18 protein-coding genes are annotated in these 22323 nt (G+C 70.0%); 4 read left to right on the forward strand and 14 right to left on the reverse strand.

Annotated elements, in window-relative coordinates:
• Positions 1–124 precede the first annotated feature (124 nt).
• Positions 125–748 (forward strand): carboxymuconolactone decarboxylase family protein, encoded by a 624-nt coding sequence (locus STBA_RS24555; protein WP_077061314.1) that lies wholly within the window; start codon positions 125–127, stop codon positions 746–748.
• Positions 749–883: 135 nt separating this feature from the next.
• Here STBA_RS24555 and STBA_RS24560 read toward each other — a convergent pair whose 3' ends face one another.
• The 4 genes from STBA_RS24560 to STBA_RS24575 form a co-directional block, all read right to left on the reverse strand.
• Positions 884–1564, reverse strand: coding sequence for a class I SAM-dependent methyltransferase (locus tag STBA_RS24560; protein ID WP_077061315.1), 681 nt, complete (start codon positions 1562–1564; stop codon positions 884–886).
• 380 nt (positions 1565–1944) lie between these two features.
• A complete protein-coding gene (locus tag STBA_RS24565) occupies positions 1945–2217 on the reverse strand; it encodes a phosphopantetheine-binding protein (protein ID WP_077061316.1) in 273 nt (90 codons plus the stop codon).
• Between the two features lie 2 nt (positions 2218–2219).
• Positions 2220–3083 carry a 3-hydroxyacyl-CoA dehydrogenase family protein gene (locus STBA_RS24570; protein ID WP_077061317.1) on the reverse strand — a complete coding sequence of 288 codons (864 nt, stop codon included), beginning with the start codon at positions 3081–3083 and terminating at the stop codon, positions 2220–2222.
• 849 nt (positions 3084–3932) lie between these two features.
• Positions 3933–4334 carry a hypothetical protein gene (locus STBA_RS24575; RefSeq protein WP_077061318.1) on the reverse strand — a complete coding sequence of 134 codons (402 nt, stop codon included), beginning with the start codon at positions 4332–4334 and terminating at the stop codon, positions 3933–3935.
• Between the two features lie 159 nt (positions 4335–4493).
• On the opposite strand from STBA_RS24575, the gene STBA_RS24580 reads away from it, so the two are divergent.
• Both STBA_RS24580 and STBA_RS24585 read left to right on the forward strand, forming a co-directional pair.
• Positions 4494–5165 carry a hypothetical protein gene (locus STBA_RS24580; RefSeq protein ID WP_077061319.1) on the forward strand — a complete coding sequence of 224 codons (672 nt, stop codon included), beginning with the start codon at positions 4494–4496 and terminating at the stop codon, positions 5163–5165.
• Positions 5162–7078: a helix-turn-helix domain-containing protein gene (locus STBA_RS24585; protein ID WP_077061320.1), complete on the forward strand. Its 1917-nt coding sequence runs from the start codon at positions 5162–5164 to the stop codon at positions 7076–7078. Before STBA_RS24580 ends, STBA_RS24585 begins: the two co-directional genes overlap by 4 nt.
• A gap of 39 nt (positions 7079–7117) precedes the next feature.
• Here STBA_RS24585 and STBA_RS24590 read toward each other — a convergent pair whose 3' ends face one another.
• From STBA_RS24590 to STBA_RS24640, 10 genes are all read right to left on the reverse strand, one after another.
• Positions 7118–8143: an aldo/keto reductase gene (locus STBA_RS24590; RefSeq protein WP_077061321.1), complete on the reverse strand. Its 1026-nt coding sequence runs from the start codon at positions 8141–8143 to the stop codon at positions 7118–7120.
• Between the two features lie 33 nt (positions 8144–8176).
• On the reverse strand, positions 8177–9244 hold the full coding sequence (locus STBA_RS24595) for an alpha/beta fold hydrolase (RefSeq protein WP_077061322.1): 1068 nt from the start codon (positions 9242–9244) through the stop codon (positions 8177–8179).
• Positions 9244–10290 carry an aldo/keto reductase gene (locus tag STBA_RS24600; protein WP_077061323.1) on the reverse strand — a complete coding sequence of 349 codons (1047 nt, stop codon included), beginning with the start codon at positions 10288–10290 and terminating at the stop codon, positions 9244–9246. Before STBA_RS24600 ends, STBA_RS24595 begins: the two co-directional genes overlap by 1 nt.
• A complete protein-coding gene (locus tag STBA_RS38390; protein ID WP_216355963.1) occupies positions 10287–10571 on the reverse strand; it encodes a hypothetical protein in 285 nt (94 codons plus the stop codon). The genes STBA_RS24600 and STBA_RS38390 overlap by 4 nt, the downstream gene beginning before the upstream one ends.
• 507 nt (positions 10572–11078) lie before the next feature.
• Positions 11079–11813, reverse strand: coding sequence for a hypothetical protein (locus tag STBA_RS24610; RefSeq protein WP_077061325.1), 735 nt, complete (start codon positions 11811–11813; stop codon positions 11079–11081).
• A 216-nt stretch (positions 11814–12029) separates the two neighbouring features.
• Positions 12030–12518, reverse strand: a complete 489-nt coding sequence (locus tag STBA_RS39005) for a hypothetical protein (protein ID WP_253194963.1) — start codon at positions 12516–12518, stop codon at positions 12030–12032.
• Positions 12519–12647: 129 nt separating this feature from the next.
• Positions 12648–13031, reverse strand: coding sequence for a Rid family detoxifying hydrolase (locus STBA_RS24625; RefSeq protein ID WP_077061326.1), 384 nt, complete (start codon positions 13029–13031; stop codon positions 12648–12650).
• Positions 13028–14566, reverse strand: a complete 1539-nt coding sequence (locus STBA_RS24630) for a carboxylesterase family protein (protein ID WP_077061327.1) — start codon at positions 14564–14566, stop codon at positions 13028–13030. Before STBA_RS24630 ends, STBA_RS24625 begins: the two co-directional genes overlap by 4 nt.
• Positions 14567–14601: 35 nt before the next feature.
• A complete protein-coding gene (locus STBA_RS24635) occupies positions 14602–15516 on the reverse strand; it encodes an MBL fold metallo-hydrolase (protein ID WP_077061328.1) in 915 nt (304 codons plus the stop codon).
• 1267 nt (positions 15517–16783) lie between these two features.
• On the reverse strand, positions 16784–19555 hold the full coding sequence (locus STBA_RS24640; protein WP_077061329.1) for a helix-turn-helix transcriptional regulator: 2772 nt from the start codon (positions 19553–19555) through the stop codon (positions 16784–16786).
• A gap of 1831 nt (positions 19556–21386) precedes the next feature.
• Between STBA_RS24640 and STBA_RS24650 the strand changes: the two genes are divergently transcribed.
• Positions 21387–21752, forward strand: coding sequence for a hypothetical protein (locus STBA_RS24650; RefSeq protein WP_253194965.1), 366 nt, complete (start codon positions 21387–21389; stop codon positions 21750–21752).
• The last annotated feature ends 571 nt before the right edge of the window (positions 21753–22323 follow it).

Genomic DNA, 22323 nt, shown 5'->3' on the forward strand with positions numbered 1-22323 from the left:
ATAGGGGATGACTGGAAAACCTCCTGGCAGTGGACTCAGGTTTGAAAATCCTTCGGCTTGCCTTATTCTCGGTGCTCTGCCGACCGATAAGAGTCAGAGTCTTCGAAGCAACGAAGGTGGGGGAATGCGGTCCAGGATCGATCCGCAGGGGGTGGACGGCTTCGCCGCCACGCCCGCCGGCCAGGCCTACGCCCGGACGGCGCGCCAGTCGCTCAACGGACTCCTCGCGGACCGGCCCCCGCCGAACGTCCACCGCACCATCGCCAACCACCCGGCGCTCATGTCCGCGATACAGCCGCTGATGGCACACGTGGCAGGCGACGTGCTGCCGGCCCGGGACCGCGAGATCGTCATCCTGCGGACCGCGTGGCGTTCACAGGCCCAGTACGTCTGGGCCCACCACCACGCGGCGGGACTCATGGTCGGTCTGAGCGAGGCGGAGATCGCCCGCGTCACCTCGGAGGAGGCCGGCGACTGGGCGCCCTTCGAAACCGCACTCCTCCAGGCGGTCGACGAACTCCACGTCATGTCGGTCATCTCGGACGGCACCTGGATGCGGCTTGGCGAGCGTTACAGCAAGGAGCAGGTACTCGAACTGCTGGCCCTCGTCGGTACGTACAAGACCCTGTCGTTCATCCTGAACTCCTGCGTCGTTCCGCTCGACCCCTGGCTGGAACGTCCGGCGCGACTGCCGGCGGACCCGGTGCGGCGGATGTCCGGCAGGCACGCGCGCCGCCCGCAGGGCTGACGCGTTCCCCGCGCCGAACGCCCGCCGGAAGCCGACCGGAAGTCCGCCGGAATTCACCGGGAACCGCCGGGAACCGCCGGGGCGTATCGCCCGGCGCGGCGGATGTGAATTCCGCCCCGGCGGCACCGGAAGAATTCAATCAGAGTTCGACGGGTGCTTCCTGCGGATCAGCGTGATGCCGTCGGCCATGGGGACCAAGGACATTTCCACTCGCGGATCGTCACGGACCAGATTGTTGAACGCGCGGATCGCGGCCGTCTCCTCGTCCTGCGCATCGGGGTCCGCGACCCTGCCGAAAAACAAGGTGTTGTCGACGACGATCAGCCCGCGGTCGCCGAGCAGGGTCAGCGCCATTTCGTAGTAGTCCGGGTAGCTCTGCTTGTCCGCATCGATGAAGACGAGGTCGAACCCGCCCGGCCCCTCGTCCGCGATGATCGCCTTGAGGGTGTCGGTCGCGTGGCCGATGCGGACGTCGATCTGCCCGTCGACACCCGCCCTGGCCCAGTAATCGGCGCCGATCCGCGGCCAACTGCCCGCGATGTCACAGGTGATCAGCTGCCCGCCGGGCACGAGAGCACGAGCCAGGCACAGGGTGCTGTACCCGGTGAACGTGCCGATCTCCAGGATTCTCCGGGCCGGGGTGAGACCCGCGAGCAGCGTCAGCAGCTGCCCCTCCTCGGGCATGACCTGCATCGCGCTGACGGCGGGCAGGTCGGACGTCCTCTCGCGCAGCTCCCGCAGGATCGTGTCCTCGCGCAGGGAGGACTCCCGGATGTACTCCGCGAGCCCGTCCGGGAGACCTAGCTGATTCGCCATGCGTCCTCCAACTCCTCTCCTCGGCTGTCGCCTCTCATACCGCCGCCTTCGGGACCGCGTGGTCGGCGAGGATCATCTGGCAGATCTCCGTACCGCCCTCGATGAGCTCGATGAGTTCCATGAGCTTCGCGTCCCGGTGGGCGCGCTCGACCACGTGGCCTCGTGCGCGGCCGCCGCCCCCGGGACCTGCACGCCCGCGGCAGCGCCCTGCGCGGCCTGGACAGCACACAGCACACAGCACACAGCAGGCCGCGGGCGGTCAGCGTTTTTTGCAGCGCCTCGTCGGGGACCAGGCCGGTCCCGTCCCACCGGCCCTGTCCCACCCCGGGGCCAGGTCGCCGACGAGGTCGTCGACGATCCCGGCGGCACCGGCGAGCGGATCAGGCATCGGCGGGCTGCTCGTCGCCGGTCAGGCGCAGGACCAGGTCGGTCATGGCCCGGATGGTGCGGAAGCTGTCCCGCCTGAGGTCGTTCCCGGGAATCTGCACGGAGAACTCCCGCTCGACGTGGACGACAAGTTCCATCGCCAGCAGGGAGGACACCAGCCCGGACTCGAAGAGATCCTGGTCGGCAGGAACGTCCGTCTTGATCCGGCCCGAGACGAACGCCGTGATCGACCGCTCGACACTCTCACGAGTAATTTCCTGACTCATATCTACGAAAGCACCTCTCCATAGTCGTAGAAACCGCGCCCGGTCTTACGTCCCAGCTCGCCGCGGCGGACCTTTTCCACGAGCAGTTCGCAGGGGTTGAAGGTGGAATTCTGAGTCCGCTCGGCAAGCAGTCGCAGAGCATCCGCGAGATTGTCGAGCCCGATCAGGTCGGCAGTGCGCAGCGGACCGGTCGGATGGCCGAGGCATCCGTGCATCAGCTGGTCCACGGACTCGACGCTCGCGGTGCCCTCGGATACGATTCTCGCCGCTTCGTTGATCATGGGATGCAGAAGCCTGCTGGTGACGAATCCTGGCGCGTCGCGCACGACGACCGTTTTCTTCCCCAGTCGTTCCAGAAGAGACAGCACAGCGCCCATGGCCGCGTCACCGGTCTGCGGGCCGCGGATGACCTCCACCATCTCGATGAGGTAGGCGGGATTCATGAAGTGAACCCCGGCCAATTCCTCTGGACGCTCCACCGACTTCGCCAGTTCGGCGATGGGGATGCCCGAGGTGTTGGTGATCAGCGGGGTCCCGGCGGGTACCGTGCCGGATATCTCCGCCATGATCCGCGCCTTGAGTGAGGCGTCCTCGGTGATCGCCTCGATCACCGCGACGGCATCCGCGGCGCCCTCGGCGGACAGCGCGGTGGTCAGCGTTCCGGTGGCGCCGGCGTCGGGGAAGGCGCCCAGGAGCTGCCCGTGTCTCAACTGCTGGGTGATTTCCGACCTGGCGTCCTCCAGCACATCGTCGGAGACATCGACCAACACGACGTGCATGCCACGGCCCAGTGCCAGCGCGGTGATGCTGCGCCCCATCACTCCGGCACCGAGAACAGCGATCACGTCCGATCGAGAATTCGCCATCACCTGCCCCAATCATCATTTCAGCCGCACACGTCCTCCATCGGACACCTGGCGGGTGAAAGCCGTTTCATTACTTGACGGTGACCGCCGCGGCGCCACGACTTCCCCCGAGGAGGAATGTCGACTGGGGCGGGGTCAGGGGAATATCAGGACGGCTCCGGGCGGCCGGACGGACCGCGAACCGCAAGCCGAGCGGTTGATTCGGGGGTCGGAGAGGAAAGAGGAAGTATGTTCCGCGTTACGCGGACGACTGCTCCGCAATTCCCCTCTCTCATTCCATGGGTCATCGGTCGGGCCTGGGCATCTGCACGAAACTCTACTAACCCTGCGTCAGAATCCGTGAACCCCTACCTCCCCCTATTCTCGGTTCTCACAAAGCGCACCGCACTGCCGGGCAACGCGTAATCGGGAACTTCATCCGGACCGCGGTGCGAGGTTTACGGCGGCCGATGAGCGGGACGGCCCCGCCCGTGTGTCCGTGCCGGGGCGGCCGTATGAACATCTTGGTCCGGGAAGGCACAACATCGCCGCGTGGCACGGCCTCCGCCGTCGGCGAATCGCTGCGGGCCGATATCGGCCATTCTCCCCCTTGTGCGGCTCCACAGCGGGGACATGGCGGCGACAGGGCCGCGTTCACATCATGACCGGGGACCGGTTCGCGTTCCAGCTCGGCTATCTGGCGGCCGAGCGGTGGCTGGTCATGTTCAGCCGGACGGCGGCGCGTTCGAGACCGCCGGTCTCCGCCACGGCGATCACGTAGCGCATCATTCGGAGGTCAGGCGGCATGCCTTGAGGGTATCTCGGCAGATCCGGCTGGTCTGTGCATGCGCACAGGGGCCGGAGTTAGGCTCACGACCCGTCAGCGAGCGGAGGGAGAACCCCGTGCACGACGCGGCGACAGTCGCTCCGGGTGCGCGGCGGCCTGGCTGGAGCGACATCGGTGACCGCGGCGACAGGAGCGACGGCAACGGCGGCAACGGCCGCGGACCGGGACTTGATCCGAAGAGAGGTGCCGCGAACCGGCGAGCGGCTGCCCGCCATCGGCCTGGGCAGCACCTTCATGACCTCCGACACCCGGCCCGGCGCCGGCACCGGCCGCATCACCGAGGTGGCACGCCGCTTCTGGGAGCACGGCGGCCGGCTGATCGACACCTCGCGGCCGTACGGCGCGGACGAGGCGAATACCGGATCGGCCCCCGCGGGCGAGTGCATCCAGAACGAGGCCTTCCTCACCAACAGGATCTGGTCCACGGGCGACTACCTCCGGGACGACAGCCACGCCCCGGCCGGCCTCGAACGCTCCGTGGAACGCCTCTTCCGCGACCGGCCATCGACGTCCTCCAGTGCCACATCCTGGTCAGCGTCGATTGCGTCATCCCGCTGCTGCACGCCTGGAAGCATGAGGGGCGCGTGCGCTACATCGGACCCACGCACCACGAGCCCACGCACCACGAGCCCACGCACCACGAGCCCACGCACCACGAGCCCACGCACCACGAGCCCACGCACCACGAGCCCACGCACCACGAGCCCACGCACCACGAGCCCGCGCACCACGAGCCCGCGCACTACGACATCATGGCCGACAGGGTGCGCCGCGCCGAACTGGACTTCATCCAGGTCCACTACTCGGTCCGCACGTGCGAGGCCGGAGCCCGGCTGCTCCCCGCCTGCGCCGACAACGGCGACGCGGTCACGGTGAACATGCCGCTGGAGAAGGGGCGGCTGCTGCACCACGTGGTCGGGGACCGCCCGCTGCCGCGCTGCGCCACCGAACTGGGCGTTCACAACTGGGCGCAGTGCTTCCTGAAGTGGGTCGTTTCCCACCCCGCGGTGACCTGCGCGCTGCCCGCCACCTCCGGCCCCGCGCACCTGCTGGAGAACGGCGGCACCAGGCGGGGGGAGCTCCCCGACGGTGCGACCAGGCGGCCCACGGTCCGGGAACCGGCACACCTGCCGGGCTTCGAGGACATCCCGACCTCGCCGTGGTACCCGGGCACGTCCTACCCCGGCCTGATCGGCGACGCGGCCGCGCGCATGCGGGAGCGCAGCCCCTGGCGGCCACCGGCCCCGGCGACGTGAGTGCGGCCGCCCGCCAGGCCGGCACGCCGGGACAGCGCTACACGGTCATGACCCTGGCCACCTCGGACGTGCGGCCTCACGAGAGCGCCGAGTACTGGGCGGAGACGGTCACGTCCTTCCACTGCCCCTTCGACGTCCGCATGCCGCGCCGTGCCGGCTCCGGCTTTCGGGGGCGCGCGGTGCGTCAGCACTCGCCGTCCCACCAGTACATCACCTGGCAGTCGGACGAGTGCCTGGTCCGCAGAACGCCCCGCCAGGTCCGCAGCGCCCCGTTCGAGGACTACCGTCTGATCATTCCCCACAGCGGGGAGCTGCTCGTCGGTCAGGCCGGCCGGGAGGCCCGCGTACGGCGGGGCCAGGCCGTCCTCGCGTCGATGAACGCACCGCTGGAGATGTGGCAGTCCTGCGGCGCCCGGATGTCGGTCCTCTCCGTTCCCTGGCACGGCGTGGCCTCCCGGCTGGGCCTGGAGGTGACGGCCGAGGCGGTTGACGCGACGTCCGGGCTCGGCCGCATCGTCGTGGATACGCTGGGCCGGGCCTACCAGGAGCGGGACCACCTCGGCACGACCGAGTTCGACGCCGTCTGCGAACGCGCCGTCGAGCTGCTGTGCATGGTGCTCGCGGGCGACGACCGGCCGGACCCCGAGGGACACCGACGCGACGTCGAAACGGCAGTCCGTCACCACATCCGCCGGCACGCGCACGAGCCCGGGCTCAACGGTCAGGCCGTCGCGCACGCGCTCGGCTGGTCCTTGAGGTACGTCCAGCTCGTCCTGCAACGAGTCGGCACCACCCCGCGCGACCTGATCCGGGAGGAACGCCTGCACCTGGCCCGTGCCCGCCTGGAGAGCCCGGAGCACCGGCACCGCTCGATCGGCGACATCGCGCAGGCGTCCGGATTCTCCTCGGTCGGCGCGCTCAGCACCGTCTTCCGGAACCGGTTCGGTCTGCGGCCCAGCGACGTGCGGGCCTCCCCGCTGCCGCCCGCCCCGGCGCGGCGTCCCCGCATCGCCGTCCCGCGACCACCGGTCCGTCGCCACGGGGGACGGCACCTCGAACGCTCGACGCACCACTGGAGCGGGGTGACCCTCGAACTGGCCCGCTGGTGTGCGGACCCGGCCGGGGAGGCGCAGGTCGACCTCACGGACCACGTCCTGTTCGTCACCCTCGCCGGCACCACAGAGAAGACCGAGGCGCGGATCGAGGACGGACAGCGTTACGACGGCGCCGACTTCCCCGGCGCGGTGACGTTCATCCCGGCGCACCGCCGCCGACTCGCCCGCCACGAGGGCGGCACCATCGACTACGCCATGCTGCGCGTACGGCCGGAACGCCTCCACCTGCCGGAGGACGCCCGCGGCTCCCTGGAGTTCCGCGGCTTCACCAACCGGCCCGACCCGCTCGTTCACCGGCTCGCACGGGAGCTGCGCGCCGAGGCACTGGCCGGGTCACCCCACGGAGAGCTGCTGGTGGACAGCGCGATGACGATGCTGTCGCGCCACCTGGTCCGCCAGCACTCGACCCTCGGAACGCCGCCGGACACGCCGGACGCGACCGCGCGGACGGCGACGGTGCTGGCGGGCTCGACGCTGGCCCGGGTGCTCGACCACGTGCACGACGAGCTCGCCGGCGACCTGCGGCTGGCGCACCTGGCCGAGGTGGCGGGCATGGACCTCCATCACTTCAGCCGGGCGTTCCGCGCGGCGGTCGGTCTCCCCCCGTACCGCTACGTGATCGAGCAACGCATCCGGCGCGCCGCGGACCTGCTGGCCGGCTCGGACCTGCCCATCGCCGAGATCGCCCACCGGGTGGGCATGTCCAGCCAGAGTCACCTGACCACGGCCTTCCGCAGGGCCACGGGTGCCACCCCCAAGGCATACCGCCTCGCCCGGCGGGACCCCTCGCGCGCCTGACCGGCGGTGACGCGGAGCCCGCCGCGCGTCACCAGCGCGTCACCCGCGGAACCTGGTGTCGACTCTGTCGCCCACCTCCCCGAAGACGAAATCCTTCGTCGACTCCATAAAGTCCAGCGGGAAGCCGAGATCGATGGCGCTCGCCTCGTCAAGCCGCCGTACGGCTGGCTCGGGGAGCGCCAGGCCGGTGTAGGCCAGGTTGTCGGTGAGCTGCTCCAGCCGGTTGGCGCCGATGATCGGATGGACGGCGCCGCCGCCGCGGGCGGCGAGCCACGCCAGCGCCACCTGCGCCGAGGTGACCCCGAGTTCGTCGGCGACGGCGTCCACCTCCGTCGCGATCCGCACGTCGCGATCGGAGATGTCCGCGCTCTTCACCCGCGTCGGTGCGGCGGGGACGCCGCGGGTGAACTTCCCCGTCAGCACGCCGTTGGCCAGCGGCGCCCACGCGGCGACGGACAGGTCGAGCGCGCCCGCCATGGGCAGCAGATCCCGCTCGATGTCGCGTCGGGTCAGGCTGTAGGGGACCTGGAGGCCGACGAACGGCGACCAGCCGCGCAACTCGGCGAGCGTGTTCGCGCGGGAGACCACCCACCCCGGTGCGTCGGAGATGCCCACGTAGAGCACCTTCCCGGCGCGCACCACATCGTCGAGGGCGCGCATCGTCTCCTCGATCGGCGTGCTCGGGTCCCAGAGGTGCACCCAGAGCAGGTCGACGTAGTCGGTGTTCAGGTTGGTCAGGCTGCGCTCCAGCGAGTGCCGCAGGCTCTTGCGGTGGTTGCCGGCGGCGTTGGGATTCCTCCCGTCCATGGACACGGTGTACTTGGTGGCGACGACGAAGTGCTCGCGGTCGGAGCCCAGCAGGTCGCCGATGATGCGTTCGCTGTGGCCATCGGTGTACTTGTTGGCGGTGTCGATGACGTTTCCGCCGGCCTCGGCGTAGGCCGTGAGGAGCTTCCGGCACTCGTCGAGCGACGCGCCCCAGCCCCACTCCTCGCCGAAGGTCATCGTGCCGAGAAACGCCTCGGAGACCCGGAGCCCGCTCCGCCCGAGCAGTCGGTATCGCATGGTGATTTCTCCTTGGTCCCAAGGTCCTTGGGATCAGCTGAGGTGAGCGCCGAACCACTCGGCGGCCAGGCCGACCGCGGTGCGTACGGCGTCCCTGTCGTACAGGTCGTTGTGGACGACGCCGGGCAGGATCTCGATTCGCCGGGGCCCGGTGAGCCGGGCGTGGACCGCCTGGTGATCCTCGGGGAGCGTCGAGACGTCCTGGTCACCCACGATCAGCATCCCGGCGCGAGGGCCGACGGTGTCGGCGGCCGTGCGGGTGTCGTCCACCAGGATCGTCCGCAGCGACAGCGCGGTGGCGCGGTTCTGCCAGTTCGGCGCGGCACCCCGGGCGGTCCCGTAGTACTCGGTGGCGATGGGGTTGTCGAAGAGCACGGGCTGGTCGTCGGGGACGTCCGGCGTGCGGACGACCGGGATGTACTCCGGCCTGCCGGTGCTGTGATAGCGCTCCAGCTGCGCGGTCTGGTCCGCGAGCAGTTCGTCGTAGGCCGGGATCAGCTCGCGGGCGCGGGCCGGGTTGAGCAGCCCGGCGGCGACGGCCACGAACGCCCGTACCCGTGGGTCGTACGCGGTGAGGTTCATCGCCAGGCCACCGCCGATCGACACTCCGATCGCGCCGATGCGTCCGGCATCCACGACCTGTGTGAGCGAGGCCAGGTAGCTCACCGCCACGTGCAGGTCGGCCAGCCGGTCCTGGTTGGCCTCGTGCTGGCGCGGAGTCCCCCCGCTCTCGCCGAACCTCCGCTGGTCGAAGACCAACGTGACGAAGCCCGCGGACGCGAGCCCCTGCGCGTAGCCGGCATTGACCGACTGCTCCTTCACCGACGTCATCGCATTGGACACGACGATCGCCGGCCGGGGCGCGGAGCCGCCGTGCGGGATGCGAAGGTGTCCCGCGAGCCGGACGCCGTCGGGGGCCGTAAAGGTGACCCGGCGGAGCGTCACGCCGTCCGCGTCCGCGGGTGCCGCGGACGCCGCCCTGGCCGTCCCTATCTGTAGCAGCAGGCCCGCGGTGGCCGCTGCGCCACCGAGGGCGAGCAGCTGCCGACGCCGGTGGACCGATGCCCTGCCGCCGCTCGTCTCCCGCTCCTGGCCGCCCATCAGAACGGACGCACCTGAAAGCCGGGGGTGGCAAGCGCGCTCACCACGTCGGGATCGAAGAGGATGTACGGCGTGTAAGACTCCGGCCGGCCGGCCGCCTCCAGCCGGGCGACCTGCCCGGCCGTCAATTCGACGTCGAGCGCCGCGAGATTGGCGGTGAGCTGCGCGAGATCGCGCGCACCGATCAGGGTCGAGACGACCCCGGGCCGGCGCGCCACCCAGTTGATCGCCACCTGGGCCGGGCTGCGGTCCACCTCCGCCGCCACCCGGATGAGCGTGTCCAGCACCTGCCAGTCCCGCTCGGTGCGCCCGCGCATGAACGGCGCGCCGGCGATCGACTCCAGCCGGCCCTGCCCGGAGGCGTCCGTGCCGTCACTGCGGGTGTACTTCCCGCTCAGGAACCCGCTGGCGAGCGGCGACCACGGGACGATGCCCATGCCGAGATCCGCCGCGGCCGGCACGTGCTCGCGCTCGATGTGCCGCTCCACGAGGGAGTACTCCAGCTGGAGCGCCGCCACCGGCTCCCAGCCGCGCCCGGCGGCGAGCAGCTGCGCCTTCGTCAGATACCACGCCGGAACGTCGGAAAGCCCGACGGCGCGCACCTTCCCGCTGCGCACCACGGCGTCGAAGGTCGCCATCACCTCCTCGACGGGCGTCACCGTGTCCCACAGGTGCATCCAGTACAGGTCGAGGTAGTCGGTCCGCAGCCGGCGCAGCGAGGCGTCCAGTGAGTTCAGCAGGTTCTTGCGGCCGTTGCCGGTCGCATTGGGATTCCCCGGCTCGGTCGGCCCGGTGAACTTGGTGGCCAGCACGATCCGCTCGCGACAGCCGGCCTCTTTGATGAACGTCCCCAGCAGCTCCTCGCTGCGGCCGTCCGCGTAGCCGTTGGCCGTGTCGACGAAGTTCCCGCCCGACTCCAGATAGTGACGAAAGATGACTCGGGCGGTTTCCTCGTCGGTGCCCCAGCCATCCTGTCCGAAAGTCATCGTGCCCAGGGCGAGCGGAGACACCCGCAGCCCCGTTCTTCCCAGCAGTCTGTAGATCACGCGGCGGACACTAGATATCCGCCGAATCCCACGTCTTCCACGTTCCCGCAGACTTGCGCGCCCGCGCACAGGCCCTTCGACCCCGCGGCGTACGCGAGCCCCGCCTCCGACTGCACGCCCACAGCCCGCACGACGCGGAACTCCGACGCCCGCTCGGCGACGTACTCGGGCAGGGTCACCAGCTGCCGGTCGAGCGCCTCGCATTCGCCGCGGCGGCCATGCGACAGCGAACTCCATTGAGCCCGGGGGGCGTCCTTCTCGTCGGGCGGCCCTGACTCCACGCCCGTGGATCGGTGCTGGATCACTGGGACGCGACGGCAAGAGTCACCGTGGCACCAGCGACGCACCGGGTCACGCCCTCGACGAGGCGTCCGGGACCAGGGAACACTCAGTTGCAACGCGATCAAGCCGCGGCACGCCCCACCGGGAACGACGGCCAGATCTTCGGGTCGGACCACGCACCTCGCGACGCGGTCCGCGACGCGTGCGCCCAAGGCACACTCGCGCTCGACCAGCGTCTTGAAGACGGGGTATTCGCCCGGATCCTGGTCAGGTGCGACGGCGGCCGTTGAGCGACGTGCAGCTCCGCGGGGGTGGTGAAGCCGGGCTCCGGCACCAGCCACACGTCGAGAACGGGATCGACTGCCTCACGGAGCTTTTGATTCCCTGTCGGTGGCCACGAAGGGGCGCCCCGGGCTATCAGCGACGAAGGAGCCGTCGTGCGGGCGCAGTTCGGCAGGGAGGGGGAAGCCCCGATCACCTGTGCTCGCTGATCCGGACGAGAAGACCTAGCCGTTCTGCAGCCGGACCACCGCGCGCCCGGACGCCGGGTCGTGCTCCAGCACCACGTACCGGCTGAGGGCGGCGAGAGCGACGAGGCAGCCGCTCATCTCCATACCCTCCTCCACGATCGTTCCCAGCACGAGCACGATGCTGTAACCGTTCCCTTGTGCCCAGCCGTTGAACGCCTCGGTCAGCAGCGCCCCGCCCAGATACACCGCGAGCGCGCCCAGCAGCCCGTTCCGCAGGTCACGCGGGAGCTTCCGTGCCCACAGCACGGCGCACACGGTGCCCGCCGCCGCGAGGATGGCGCCCGGCAGGACCCAGGCGTGCGTGGGCAGCGAGACGCCGGCCCACTCCTTCCACGATCGGCCGACCTCGCCGAGGCGTTCATGCAACGAGATGGTCTCGTCGATGCTGAGCAGTGCGGTCGCGGCGGCAAGACCCAGCCAGGACAGCCGCCCGGGGCGCGTGCCGCGCCCGCTGAGCAGCGCGGCGGTCAGCGCCATGCCCGCCACGGCCAGCAGCAGTGTGCTGTTCCACCAGGTGGCCAGGTTGGCCTCGAAGTCGACGTTCACCAACCAGCGGACGGTCGGGATGGGGTCGTAACGGTTGTATGCGCGCGTGGCGAGGTCGGCGACGAGTATGGCTGCGGTGGCGCCCGCGGCGAGCCACAGGATGCGGCGGGCCGACGGTCTCGCCAGCTCACCCGCGAGCCGGTCGCGGGTTTGAGGATCGGTCATACGCACGGAGGGTAGCGGTCTGATCAGAGGACGAAGTGCTCGGGGCGCCCGTATGGTGCTCCTCGAGACAGACTTCCTGCGACCGTGCGAACGCGACGAATTCGGCCCGGACGCCTGGGCTGAAGCGCGCTCGCGACGGCTGCCTGGAGTGCGGCGGCAACCGCGCTCGGTTCCCGCGGCCTGCGCGCTCACCCGTGCCACGCGGCAACTTCCATGTCATCCCGAACGGGCCGACCAGCACGGACCGACTCGACCGGCACCGCCGGGCCCGTCCGTTCCGCGCTTCGGACAGCGGTCGGAAGTTCGTCGTTGGGCTGTGTGCCGGGCGGCTTCCGGGCCCGGCAGGTGCCCGACGGCGTGCGCGTGGAAGCGGATGCGGTGGAGACCGGCCTTGTGGAGGTGCGTGGTGGCGGTGCGGGTGAGGTTGGTCGGGTCGACCTGTCTGCCCTGCACTGTGGTGAACATGCCCGTCGTGCTGCCAAGAGAAGCCCGCGGTTTCCCGCTCACGCTACTGCTGCTCCTGATGGAGGTCCGTTCGGCAACCTCCTGCGTGAGAGTGTGCGCGGTGAGTTCGTCCAGCAGGTCTCCGGCACCGGGATCTGCTTCCGTCAGGACCGCGGCGGCGCCCCACGAGAGATCGTCTTGCGTCATGGCTGTGTCGCGGGCGAGTCCCCACAGCTCGGCCGACCCGAGGTCGTCGATCATACGCCGGATGCAGAGGACGGCTGTGTCCGAGCGGGCTGGGATGTCGGCGTTCAACAGGCCCGCCTGTACGTCCGTGGCCGCGCATACATCACCCGGCTCCAGCACGCCCGGTGGCACCGATCCTCGTGATCAGTCGTCCAGCACGGCCAGGGCGTCGATCTCGACGAGCAGTCCCGGCGGGAGTTGCATGTAGACGGTGGTGCGGGCGGGGAAGGGCTCGCCGACGGCCGCCGCGTACGCCTCGTTCATCTCGGTAAGGTGGGCGGGGTTGGTGAGGTACACGCGCAGCACCACGACGTCCTCCAGGCCGGCATCCGCCGCCTCGAGGACGGCGGTGACGTTGCGCAGGACCTGCCTGGTCTGCTCGGCGACCGTGGTGCCGACGACCTCGCCGGTGTCCGGGGCGAGGGGGAGCTGCCCGGAGACCTGCAGGACGGGGCCCTTGCGGATGCCCTGGGACAGCGGGGCCGACGGGGAGGGCGCGTTGCCGGTGGTGATGACGGTTCTGGTCATGGTGTGTCCTTGAAGGGTGCGGTCAGCTGGTCAGGGGACCAGGTCCAGGACTGTCGTTCCTGGCCGCGGGGGTCGTCGACCTGGGTCCACTCGGTGTCGATGCGCATGGTGGCCCGGCGGCCGGTGTCGTACGGGTCCCAGCCGGGGTCGCCGGTCCGGGCGAACCGGATCCAGGTCTCGTGGACGCGGGTGGCGAGGTCCGCGGGGGCTTCGCCGGGGCCGAGCAGGGCGTTGGGGCCGTTGAGTTCGGCCCGGTCGGCGAGGTCGAAGACGAAGGGCAGTTCGACCCCGTGGGTGGCGCCGAGTTCTCCGCCCAGGGCGTGCGAGCGCCAGGCGAACTCGTAGGCGTAGGTGGCCGACCGCGGGTGGGCGGCATGGGCGTCGGCCAGGGCGCGGCTACCCACTCCGAACAGGGCGTCGGCCATGATGGCGGAGCGCAGTTCAGCGAAGGACGCCCCGGGGCGTGAGGCGCGGTAGGTCTGGACGAGCCGCGCCGGGTCGGGGTGCGAGCGGGCGGCGGCCTCGTCGACATCGGCGGCGGTCGAGGTGGCGTACTTGCCCACCGGGACCAGGTAGAGGTTCCCCTCTTCGGAGTTGGTGCCGACGAGCAGGTCGACGTCGGGGGCGTCGGCGGCGGAAGCGGCGACGGACACGGCTGGCTGGGCGTCCAGGACCAGGCTGAAGGGGCTCAGACCGATCAGTGGGTCGCCGTGGGTTTCGGTCCGCAGGTCGATGCCGGCGAGGTCGGCGGCCGCCTCGACGAGCCGCTCGTCGGGGATGCCGGCGAACGCGCCGACCGAGGGCTCGACGCCCAGGGCCTCGCCCGCAGCCCTGGTGACACGGGCGGCCTGCTCGGGCGTGAACGCGCCCAGGCCGCTGCCGCTCTGCACGATCGCCCGGCGGAACAGCCCGGTGGCCTCCGGGGTGGCGAGAACGCCGCCGACGACGGTCGCCCCGGCCGACTGGCCGAAGAGGGTGACGTTGCGCGGGTCACCGCCGAAGGCGGAGGCGTTCGCCCGCACCCAGCGCAGCGCCGCGACGACGTCGAGCAGACCGCGGTTGGCGGGCGCCCCGGGGACGTCGAGGAACCCGGCGATCCCTAGCCGGTAGTTGAGGGTGACCAGGACGACCCCGTCACGCGCGAACGCCGAGCCGTCGTACAGGGTGGCGCGCGTCGAACCGGCGACGAAACCGCCGCCGTGGACGAATACCATGACCGGCAGTCCGCCTCCTCCGGCGGCGGGCGCGAAGACGTTGACGGTGAGGTAGTCCTCGCCGCGGCTCCAGCCGGTGCCGAAGTAGGGGGTCATGTCGACGTCGCCGAGCCTGCGCTCGGACTGCGGGGCGGTGGGCCCCGGCACGGTGGCGTCCCGTACGCCCTGCCACGGCTCGTGCGGGCGCGGCGGGGCGAACCGGTCGGCGCCGCGGGGCGGAGCGGCGTACGGGATGTTCTGGAAAGTGAGGGTGCGGCCCCGGCGCAGGCCGCGAACGGTGCCCTGCGCGGTGGTCACGACGGGGTCGGGGTGCTGGTTCATCTCGTGTGTCCTTCTCGCCTTTTCTTCCGCGGGCCTCAGACCTGCTCGGTGTACGTGGAGAAGGGCGCCCAGCCCTTGACGGCGAACTTGCCGCCCGCACGGACGACTTCGGCGGCGCCGTGGCCGCCGAGGTGGGCGGGGAAGACGAGGGCGTTGCTGTCGGCCGCCGAGCCCAGGAGCTTGTGGCGGGTGGCGCGGGCTTCGGCGGGGTCCTCGCAGAAGCAGCTGTTGGCGTCGGGCTCGTGGATCTGGATCGGGCTGTGCATCAGGTCGCCGACGAACAGGGCCCGGTCGGAGCCGGATTCCAGCCGCAGCACCGATGAGCCGGGGGTGTGGCCGGGGGCGAGGTCGAGACGCAGGTTGGCGTCGATGCGGTGGTTGCCCTCCCACAGCAGGGTGAGGCCGGCCGTGTGCACGGGGGCGACGCTGTCCTCGAATACGTTCTGGTTGCCGCGGCCGAACAGGGTCTTGATCTCGTTGGCGGGGTTCCAGTAGTCGAAGTCCGCCTTCGCCATGAGGTAGGTGGCGTTGGGGAACGTCGGTACCCAGGTCCGGTCGTCGAGGTAGGTGTTCCAGCCGACGTGGTCGACGTGCAGGTGGGTGTTGATCACGATGTCGACGTCCTCGGGGCGCACCCCGGCGCGGGCGAGATTGCCCAGGAAGTCGGTGTCCAGACGGCTCCACACCGGCGCGTACGGCCTGTCCTTGTGGTTGCCGACGCCGGTGTCGACCAGGATGGTTCTGCCCTCGCTGCGCAGGACCCAGGTCTGGATCGCGGTGTTGACGATCCGGGTCTCGGCGTCCAGGAAGTCCGGCACCAGCCAGGAACGGTGCGTGTCCCACGCCCGGGCCGGACTCTCCGGGACGAACGCCTCGGGTGTCAGGCCGACGGGACCGTAGTACTCCCTGACTCGGGTCACGGTGACATCGCCCAGGGTGATGGTGTCCACGGAACTCTCCAGTTCGATCGATTCCGTGTGCTCAGGCCGCAGGCGCGGGCTAGACACGGATGAGCATCTGCTCATGACGGATACGGGGTGCTGCGTCCATGCCGGGGCCGTGCACCGGTGGCGCCGTGACTGCGGTCGCGGCGTCTTCTGCTTCGGGGCGATCCCACCGCCGAGGCAGATTGCGGACATCGGACCGTGGGGTCCTCGCCGGTGGAAACGGGCCGCCCGGTACGCGTCCGTTCGTGGACGACCCTGCTCAGCCATGGTGCGTCTTGCCGGGCGCGGCGCGGTATGCGTCACGTGACTGCACCTGGACAGAGCGGTCCCTGCGCTGATGCGGAGGTAACGCGAAAACCGGAGGAGCCGTGCGTCGGTCCGGGCCTGAGCGAACGTGGGAACAGCCTGCGGTTCATCACCGGCCGGCACCAGCCCGCTCAGGAGGCGACTGCTCGTCTCCCGGGCTGGGCGGCGAGGAGACCTCGCCGCCTGCGGACGGAGCCATGGTGTCGTCGGCGGCCGGTGCGGGCGGGTTCAAGGCTTGGGTGAGCGCGATCACGTGGAGGTCGAGGCGGTCGATGTGGAGCAGCAGGCGTCTTTGCGGCGACGGTCGTCCGTGACGCATACGTCGTTCGCCGGAGAGCAGGGACAGTGCTCTGGTGACCTTGGGGCGTGCCGAGTGGGAGGCAGTGTCCGGCTGAGGACTTGCGAGGCGGATCAGGTGCGCCACCCTCTCCTGGGCACGGTTGGCTGCCATGGTGACCTGGTTGGCGTAATCGGCGTCGTCACCCCGCGGGAGGCGCCCAGCCACGGCGGCCAGACTCCGTGCGTGGTAGGCCCGACTTCCAGCAACTCCGGCAGGTGGCGGGCGCGATCACGACGGCCGCGCTGGGGATTGAGCGGGTGGGTGAGCGGCAGACATGCCTTGCGGAAGGACGCCGGCGCCTGGTCCGGATCACGGGCCGCGCGTATCAGGCTCGTCGTGGTGCCGGTGCTCAGGCTCCCCGTCGTCGCATCCAGGAGGCGCCTGAGGACCAGCAGGATGTGGACCAGTTCCTTGTCGCTGGCCCTGGCGGACCGAGAGGGGCGCGCTGCGAACGCGGGGGGCTTGGTGACCATGACGGGATCATCGGGAAGGTACGTCCTTCGCATGCCCTCCCGCAGACGATCGACAAGTCATGAGCATTACTCCCGGGGGTGCGAAGGCGCCCGCCTTGGGACAGTCCTCGCCCTGCGGGCCGGCACTGTCGCAGCGGCGGACGCAGCCGTCTCAGGTCTGGGTGCCGGTGCCTGACAGGGTGCCTTCGATGACATCGCGGAGCTGTGACCGGGCGGTGATGCCCAGTTTGGGGAACACCCGGTAGAGGTGGGAGCCGACCGTGCGGGGTGAGAGAAAGAGTTTCTCTCCGACCTCGCGGTTCGTCAGGCCGCGGGCGGCGAGTTGAACGATCTGTTGCTGCTGGGGGCTCAGTTCGGTGAAGGCACTGGGCACTACGCTGCTGGCGGCTTCGACGCCGGCGGCTCGAAGTTCTGCCTTCGCCCGCTCGATCCAGGGCCGTGCGCCGAGTCGTTGGAAGGTGTCGAGTGCCGTGATCAGCAGCGGGCGGGCCTCGGCGATGCGACGTTGCCTCCTGAGCCATTCGCCGTAGTCCAGCCGAGTCTGTGCCCGCTCGAACGGCCACTGCTCGCCCGTGTCGTCCGCCAGCGCGGCTCGGAAGTACTGTTCTGCGTGCTCCGGCTCGGCGAGCAGAGCGCGGCCTCGGTCGAGCAGTGCGGTGACCCGTGCCGACATGCCGGTACCCAAGCGCCGCGCGGATCGCTCCAGCAGTTCGGCGGCGTCCTCCCGTCGGTCTCGGCGGACGGCCGCCGAGGCGAGCTCGGCCAGGACGGTGTAGGAGACATGGTAGTGAACCGGACCGCCGTCGTCGGTGAAGGCGGAGTGGAACTGCGCGTACGCGGTGTCGTAGTCGCCCTCGGCCACTGCCGCCAGGCCCAGGGCCCGGCGTGCGAAGACCGCGACGGAGCGGCTCTCCAGCGGGTTGACGAGGACCAGCGCCCGCTCGGCACCCCGTCGCGCGTCGGCCGACTCGCCGAGCAGCGCGAGCACCGTCGCGTCGAGCACATGCGCACACGCCTCGGCGTGGTCCAGCCCTGCCGCTGACGCCACCGCCGAGATCTCAGCGGCCACCGAACGGGCCTCGGCCCACCGGCCCTGCTCCAGATAGGACCAGCCGACGGCACATCCCAGACCGTCCGGCAGCGAGCCACGGGCCTGCCACCGGTCGAACGCCTCGTCGAAGGTTCTGGCAGCCAGGGCGGTCTCGTCCAAGATCCACGCCACGATGGCGAGCGCGGTCAGACTGTCGGCGTCGTCCTTGGCCTCGGCAATCAGTCCGGGCAGTGCCGGGACGAGGGAGGCTCCCGCACCGTGGGGGTCGGAGACGGCCAGTACCCAGGCGCGCAGGGCACCCCTGACGGTGGAGTCCGGCATAGTGGTGAACAGGCTCTCGATCTGTTGTTGCTGGGACTCCTCGCCCGAGTAGTAGCGGACCACCGCCGCCGCGGCGAGCGCCTCCAGCAGGCGGGGCGACCGGGTGTCCGCGGCCTCCTCGGCGATGCGCGACAGCAGGGCAAAGGCCGCCGCATGGTGCCGACGCAGAGCCATGAGCTGCCCGGTGGCCAGCGACGCCCTGCTGATCAATGCCGGATCATCACTGCGCCCCCGGACCTCAGCGGCCAGGCGTTCCACCCAGCCGAGCTGACCGGTGAAGACGGCCATGAGGGCGGCCTCGGTCAGCAGCCGAGCCTGGTCCGCGCGGCTCGGGCTCAGCTCCGCGGCGCGCTCCAAAGCGGCGGCAGCGGCCGCATAGCCGCCCCGGCGCCGGGCCCGGTCGGCCGTCTGCCGCAGGGCGGCCGACACGTCCTCGTCGGGACGTGTGGTCGCGGCGGCGAGGTGCCAGGCACGGCGGTCAGGCTCCTCGCTCAGCAGCTCGGCGAGAGCGAGATGCGCTTGCCTGCGTTCCTCGAAGGACGCTGCATGGTAGACGGCCGAGCGGATGAGCGGGTGGCGAAAGGAGATCCGGGAGCCGTCTTGGCGTACGAGACCGGCCCGCTCCGCGGGTGCCCACGTCTTGTCGTCGGCCTGGGGGAGTCCCCGATAGGCCGTCGGTGCGTCCGTCGCATCACCGGCTGCGAGCAGTAGGAGGGGGCGGCGAGTTACTTCCGGCAGAAACCGTGCGTGCTGCGCGAAGATCCGCTCCAATCGGTCGGTGACGGGCAACGGGCCCTCCACGCTGCCGTTATCGAGCTGCCGGGTCGCGGTGGCGCGGGCGAGTTCGACCAGGGCCAGCGGATTTCCGGCCGCCTCCTGCAGAATTCGCACCCGAGTTCGGCCAACGGGTGGTGTCGGCTGTTGGTCGAGCAACCGGTTCGCTGCCTCACCGCTCAATGGACCGATATCGAGACGCTCGTATCCCTTGTCGAACCCGGGCAGCGCGGCTGCGGCGCGCACACCCACCAGCAGCGTGACGGGTTCACTGTCCATGCGCCGGGCCACGAAGGACAGAACGTCCAACGATGCGCGGTCGATCCACTGGGCATCATCGATCACCACGAGCAGCGGCGCCGGTTCCGCCAGGTCCGACACCAAGGTGAGAACCGCAAGACCGACGAGCATGCCATCAGGGGCCTCGGTGCATTCGCCCAGACCCAGGGCTGTCCGGAGCGCAGCGTGCTGCCGCGGTGGCAGGCTGTCCAGTTCGCCGAGCACCGAGCGGAACATCTGATGAAGGCCCGCGAACCCAAGGTGTGCCTCGGACTCGCTGCCGACCGCTCGCAGCACCCGGCTGCCCTCGCGCCGCGCGCGTTCGGCCGCGAAGTCGAGCAGCACGCTCTTGCCGGCACCAGGTTCGCCCGTGAGGATCAACACCTCGCTGTGACACCGGTCAGTGGCGACGCGCCGCATGATTTCTGCGGTCTCGGTTTCCCGGCCCACCATCGTCAGAGCAAGATCGCGTGTCGAGCCCTGGTTCCCTTGAGTCATTCCACCATTTTCCACGGATGCTCCAGAGCTTGAGATTGCTCCGATAGCACTGAGGTTGAACTGGAGTCGTAGGGACTGACGGGTCCTGATCCCTGCGGTATGCCGGTGGGATGCGGTATCCACAAGGCGGCGGTCTGACCGCCGAGCGGCAGAATCTTGCGCGACATGGGGCGCGACTCCGCTGCGGCCAGCGAGAGGATCTCGGGCCTCGTCGTAATCCGGCAGAGCCAAACATCGAGGGGCCTCCATCGCGTCGCGATGGACGAGTACGACGAACCAACCGCGTGCAGCGAACCTGAGGACGACACGGCGAACCCCTTCGGGCCCGTGCGGGCTCCAAGGGGTCATGACGCAGTGGTGCTCGATGACCCGGCCACCGCGGTCAAGGCCGCCCCAGACGGCCGGCCTCGGGGTACGCGCTGATCTTACGGCTGACGACGAATCGTCACCGCGAAGCGTTCGACTTGCTCCCTCGGTAGTCACCGACGAACGCACGCAGCGTCCCCCGGCAGTCGGTCGGCCGAATCGTGATCAGCGGTCGGTACCTGCCCTCAGCGCTCGTTCCGCGGCAACACGACGGAGGCCCGCTCGACTACCTCCTCGAGCTGAACACGCATGTGAACACGCCGCCTGGCCGTGCTCCTCACCCTTTGCCTCATTTCGGCAGGCGTCGCCGAGCACGGCATCGCCGGCCGCTTCCGCCTCAACCCATCCGCGTCCGGCCGGGAACTCGTTCTGTACGCCGACGCCGCCTCCTACCTGATCCAGGTCATGGACCTGGTCGGTTACCGAGGGGCAAATGGCCGAGCACTGGTCCGTCGCCGACGCCGACCTTGCTGCGCCGGACCGGAGCGCTGCCGAGTCCGGACGTGACCGGACAGGCAGGGCCCGTGCGGGCCGGATAGGGCATTCCCGGCCCGCACGGGGGACTGACGGCCCCGGCCACCCTTGTGAGGTGCCCGGGACGCTTCCGCTCGGGCAACGGCGCTTGTGATACCGAGCGGAGCTCAGGGCCCGGTTATGAACCGGTTTCCTTTACGACCCGTTACTGCGGGAAGAGGAACCTCGAACCGAGCATCCGGAGGACCTGTGCCGCCGAACGAAGGACCCGACAAGACCCACGACCCTGAAACCTATAAGGCTTGGCGGCGTGAGAGGTGAGGGGAGGCCGGCAAGTGGGCGGCTGCGACCCGAATGGCGATCTACACGCCTCAGCAACGCAGCGAGGCTGGCAGGCGGGCGGCCGCGACCCGGTTGGCGAACTCGACACCTGAGGCGCGCAGAGCGGCCGTCAGGAAGGGGAACGAGACGAGGAGGAGGCGGCTACGGAGAGGGTCGCTGCTGAGGCGGGGCGTGTGGGTAGGGCTGGTGCGGTGGGTGAGGGGGTGGGCCTGACGCGGAGCAGGTGCTGACGAATCTGCCCGTGATCGCTGCTGCGACCATCTGCATGGACTACCGGGGTTTGCGCATTGGCCGCTCCGTGGTGGCCTCTCGTGCGGGCCTGTGAGCTGTGCTTTCGCCCGTGATCACCACTACACCACTCGGCGGGACACCATCCCGGGAGTGCTTCCGACTCGTCGAACGTCGTACCGCGACTCGCAGCCGGGCTGAACTCCGACGACGCGATCACCGCCGCCGGGCCGAACGCTCCTTTCGGTCGCTTCGGCACCGCGAAAAGCCGCCGCCTCGGCCCTTTACAGCGGAGCGTCCGTCTGAGGGCGTGCCGGGGTGGAGAAGGCGGCGAACGCGGCGTCCAGCAGGTCGCCGAGGTCTTTTTGGCCGCCGTTCGCGCTCCACTGTCCGAGGACGATCCACAGGCATTCGAGCGCTCATGACGCGCCTGGCGGGCCGGGCCCGCGCGCTGGAGCTCATCCTCGGCGCCGAACTCGTGGGCGCGGAACTCGCGGAACGCTACGGCCTGATCAACCGTGCGCTGCCCGCCGGGGAACTCGATGCATTCGTCGGCACCCTGGCCCGACGGATCGCCGGCCTGCGGCCGGAGGTCGTCTCCATCACCAAGGCCGCGGTCGACGCGATCGCTCCTCCAAACCCTCACAGGGCATATGTCGTGGAGAACGAGGGCCTGTACGCGGCGTTCGGCGACGACGTCAAAGAACTCGCCCATAAGCTGCTCGCTGCCGGTATCCAGACCCGCGAGGGCGAACGGGACCACGAGCGCATTGCCAACAGCATCTGAATGCCTACTGAGGGTGAACCCGTGGAGACGTAGGGCCTGACGACTCGTCGCCTGTGCGGTATCACCGGGGCATGCGGTATCCACAAGTGAGCGGGCTGACCGCCGAACGGCAGCAGCTACGCGAGGAGTTACGACTCAAGGCGGCTGCGCCGCCTGCGGGTGACTCATACCGTGCGGCCCGGTGATCAGGTAGTCGCTTCGGGCGTCCCTCTCCAGGCTGGCCAGCAGCGCGGCCGCACTGGCCGCGATGTCCCGCGCATCGACCCAGCCCAACTCGCCGTCACCGGCTGCGGTGCGGATCTCACCGGATCGATGGATGTGCTCGGCCAGTGGGTGGGGCGCAGGAAGTTCTGCATGAAGCCCGATGCACGGAGTACGAGGCCTCCGGGCTGAGCCTGAACCCGAGCGGCCAACTCGACAGCGCTGCGCGCGTTCGGCAGCACTATGGCCGAGCCGAGCATCACGAGGCGTTGGATTCCAGCCCGCTGCGTTTCGCGCAGGAACGGCTCGACCAGCGGCAGCGGATCCACGCTCTCCACTGGTGCAAGCAGGAATGCCCCATCCATTCCAT

The sequence above is a fragment of the Streptomyces sp. MP131-18 genome (assembly GCF_001984575.1).
Classification (GTDB): Bacteria; Actinomycetota; Actinomycetes; order Streptomycetales; family Streptomycetaceae; genus Streptomyces; species Streptomyces johnsoniae.

What these genes read in the sequence shown, in the direction of transcription:
- STBA_RS24610 (WP_077061325.1), bottom strand. Translation starts at nt 11,813, where the DNA reads ATGACCGATCCTCAAACCCGCGACCGGCTCGCGGGTGAGCTGGCGAGA.
- STBA_RS39005 (WP_253194963.1), bottom strand. Translation starts at nt 12,518, where the DNA reads ATGATCGACGACCTCGGGTCGGCCGAGCTGTGGGGACTCGCCCGCGAC.
- STBA_RS24570 (WP_077061317.1), bottom strand. Translation starts at nt 3,083, where the DNA reads ATGGCGAATTCTCGATCGGACGTGATCGCTGTTCTCGGTGCCGGAGTG.
- STBA_RS24640 (WP_077061329.1), bottom strand. Translation starts at nt 19,555, where the DNA reads ATGACTCAAGGGAACCAGGGCTCGACACGCGATCTTGCTCTGACGATG.
- STBA_RS24625 (WP_077061326.1), bottom strand. Translation starts at nt 13,031, where the DNA reads ATGACCAGAACCGTCATCACCACCGGCAACGCGCCCTCCCCGTCGGCC.
- STBA_RS24565 (WP_077061316.1), bottom strand. Translation starts at nt 2,217, where the DNA reads ATGAGTCAGGAAATTACTCGTGAGAGTGTCGAGCGGTCGATCACGGCG.
- STBA_RS24650 (WP_253194965.1), top strand. Translation starts at nt 21,387, where the DNA reads ATGACGCGCCTGGCGGGCCGGGCCCGCGCGCTGGAGCTCATCCTCGGC.
- STBA_RS24590 (WP_077061321.1), bottom strand. Translation starts at nt 8,143, where the DNA reads ATGCGATACCGACTGCTCGGGCGGAGCGGGCTCCGGGTCTCCGAGGCG.
- STBA_RS24595 (WP_077061322.1), bottom strand. Translation starts at nt 9,244, where the DNA reads ATGGGCGGCCAGGAGCGGGAGACGAGCGGCGGCAGGGCATCGGTCCAC.
- STBA_RS24630 (WP_077061327.1), bottom strand. Translation starts at nt 14,566, where the DNA reads ATGAACCAGCACCCCGACCCCGTCGTGACCACCGCGCAGGGCACCGTT.
- STBA_RS24560 (WP_077061315.1), bottom strand. Translation starts at nt 1,564, where the DNA reads ATGGCGAATCAGCTAGGTCTCCCGGACGGGCTCGCGGAGTACATCCGG.
- STBA_RS24555 (WP_077061314.1), top strand. Translation starts at nt 125, where the DNA reads ATGCGGTCCAGGATCGATCCGCAGGGGGTGGACGGCTTCGCCGCCACG.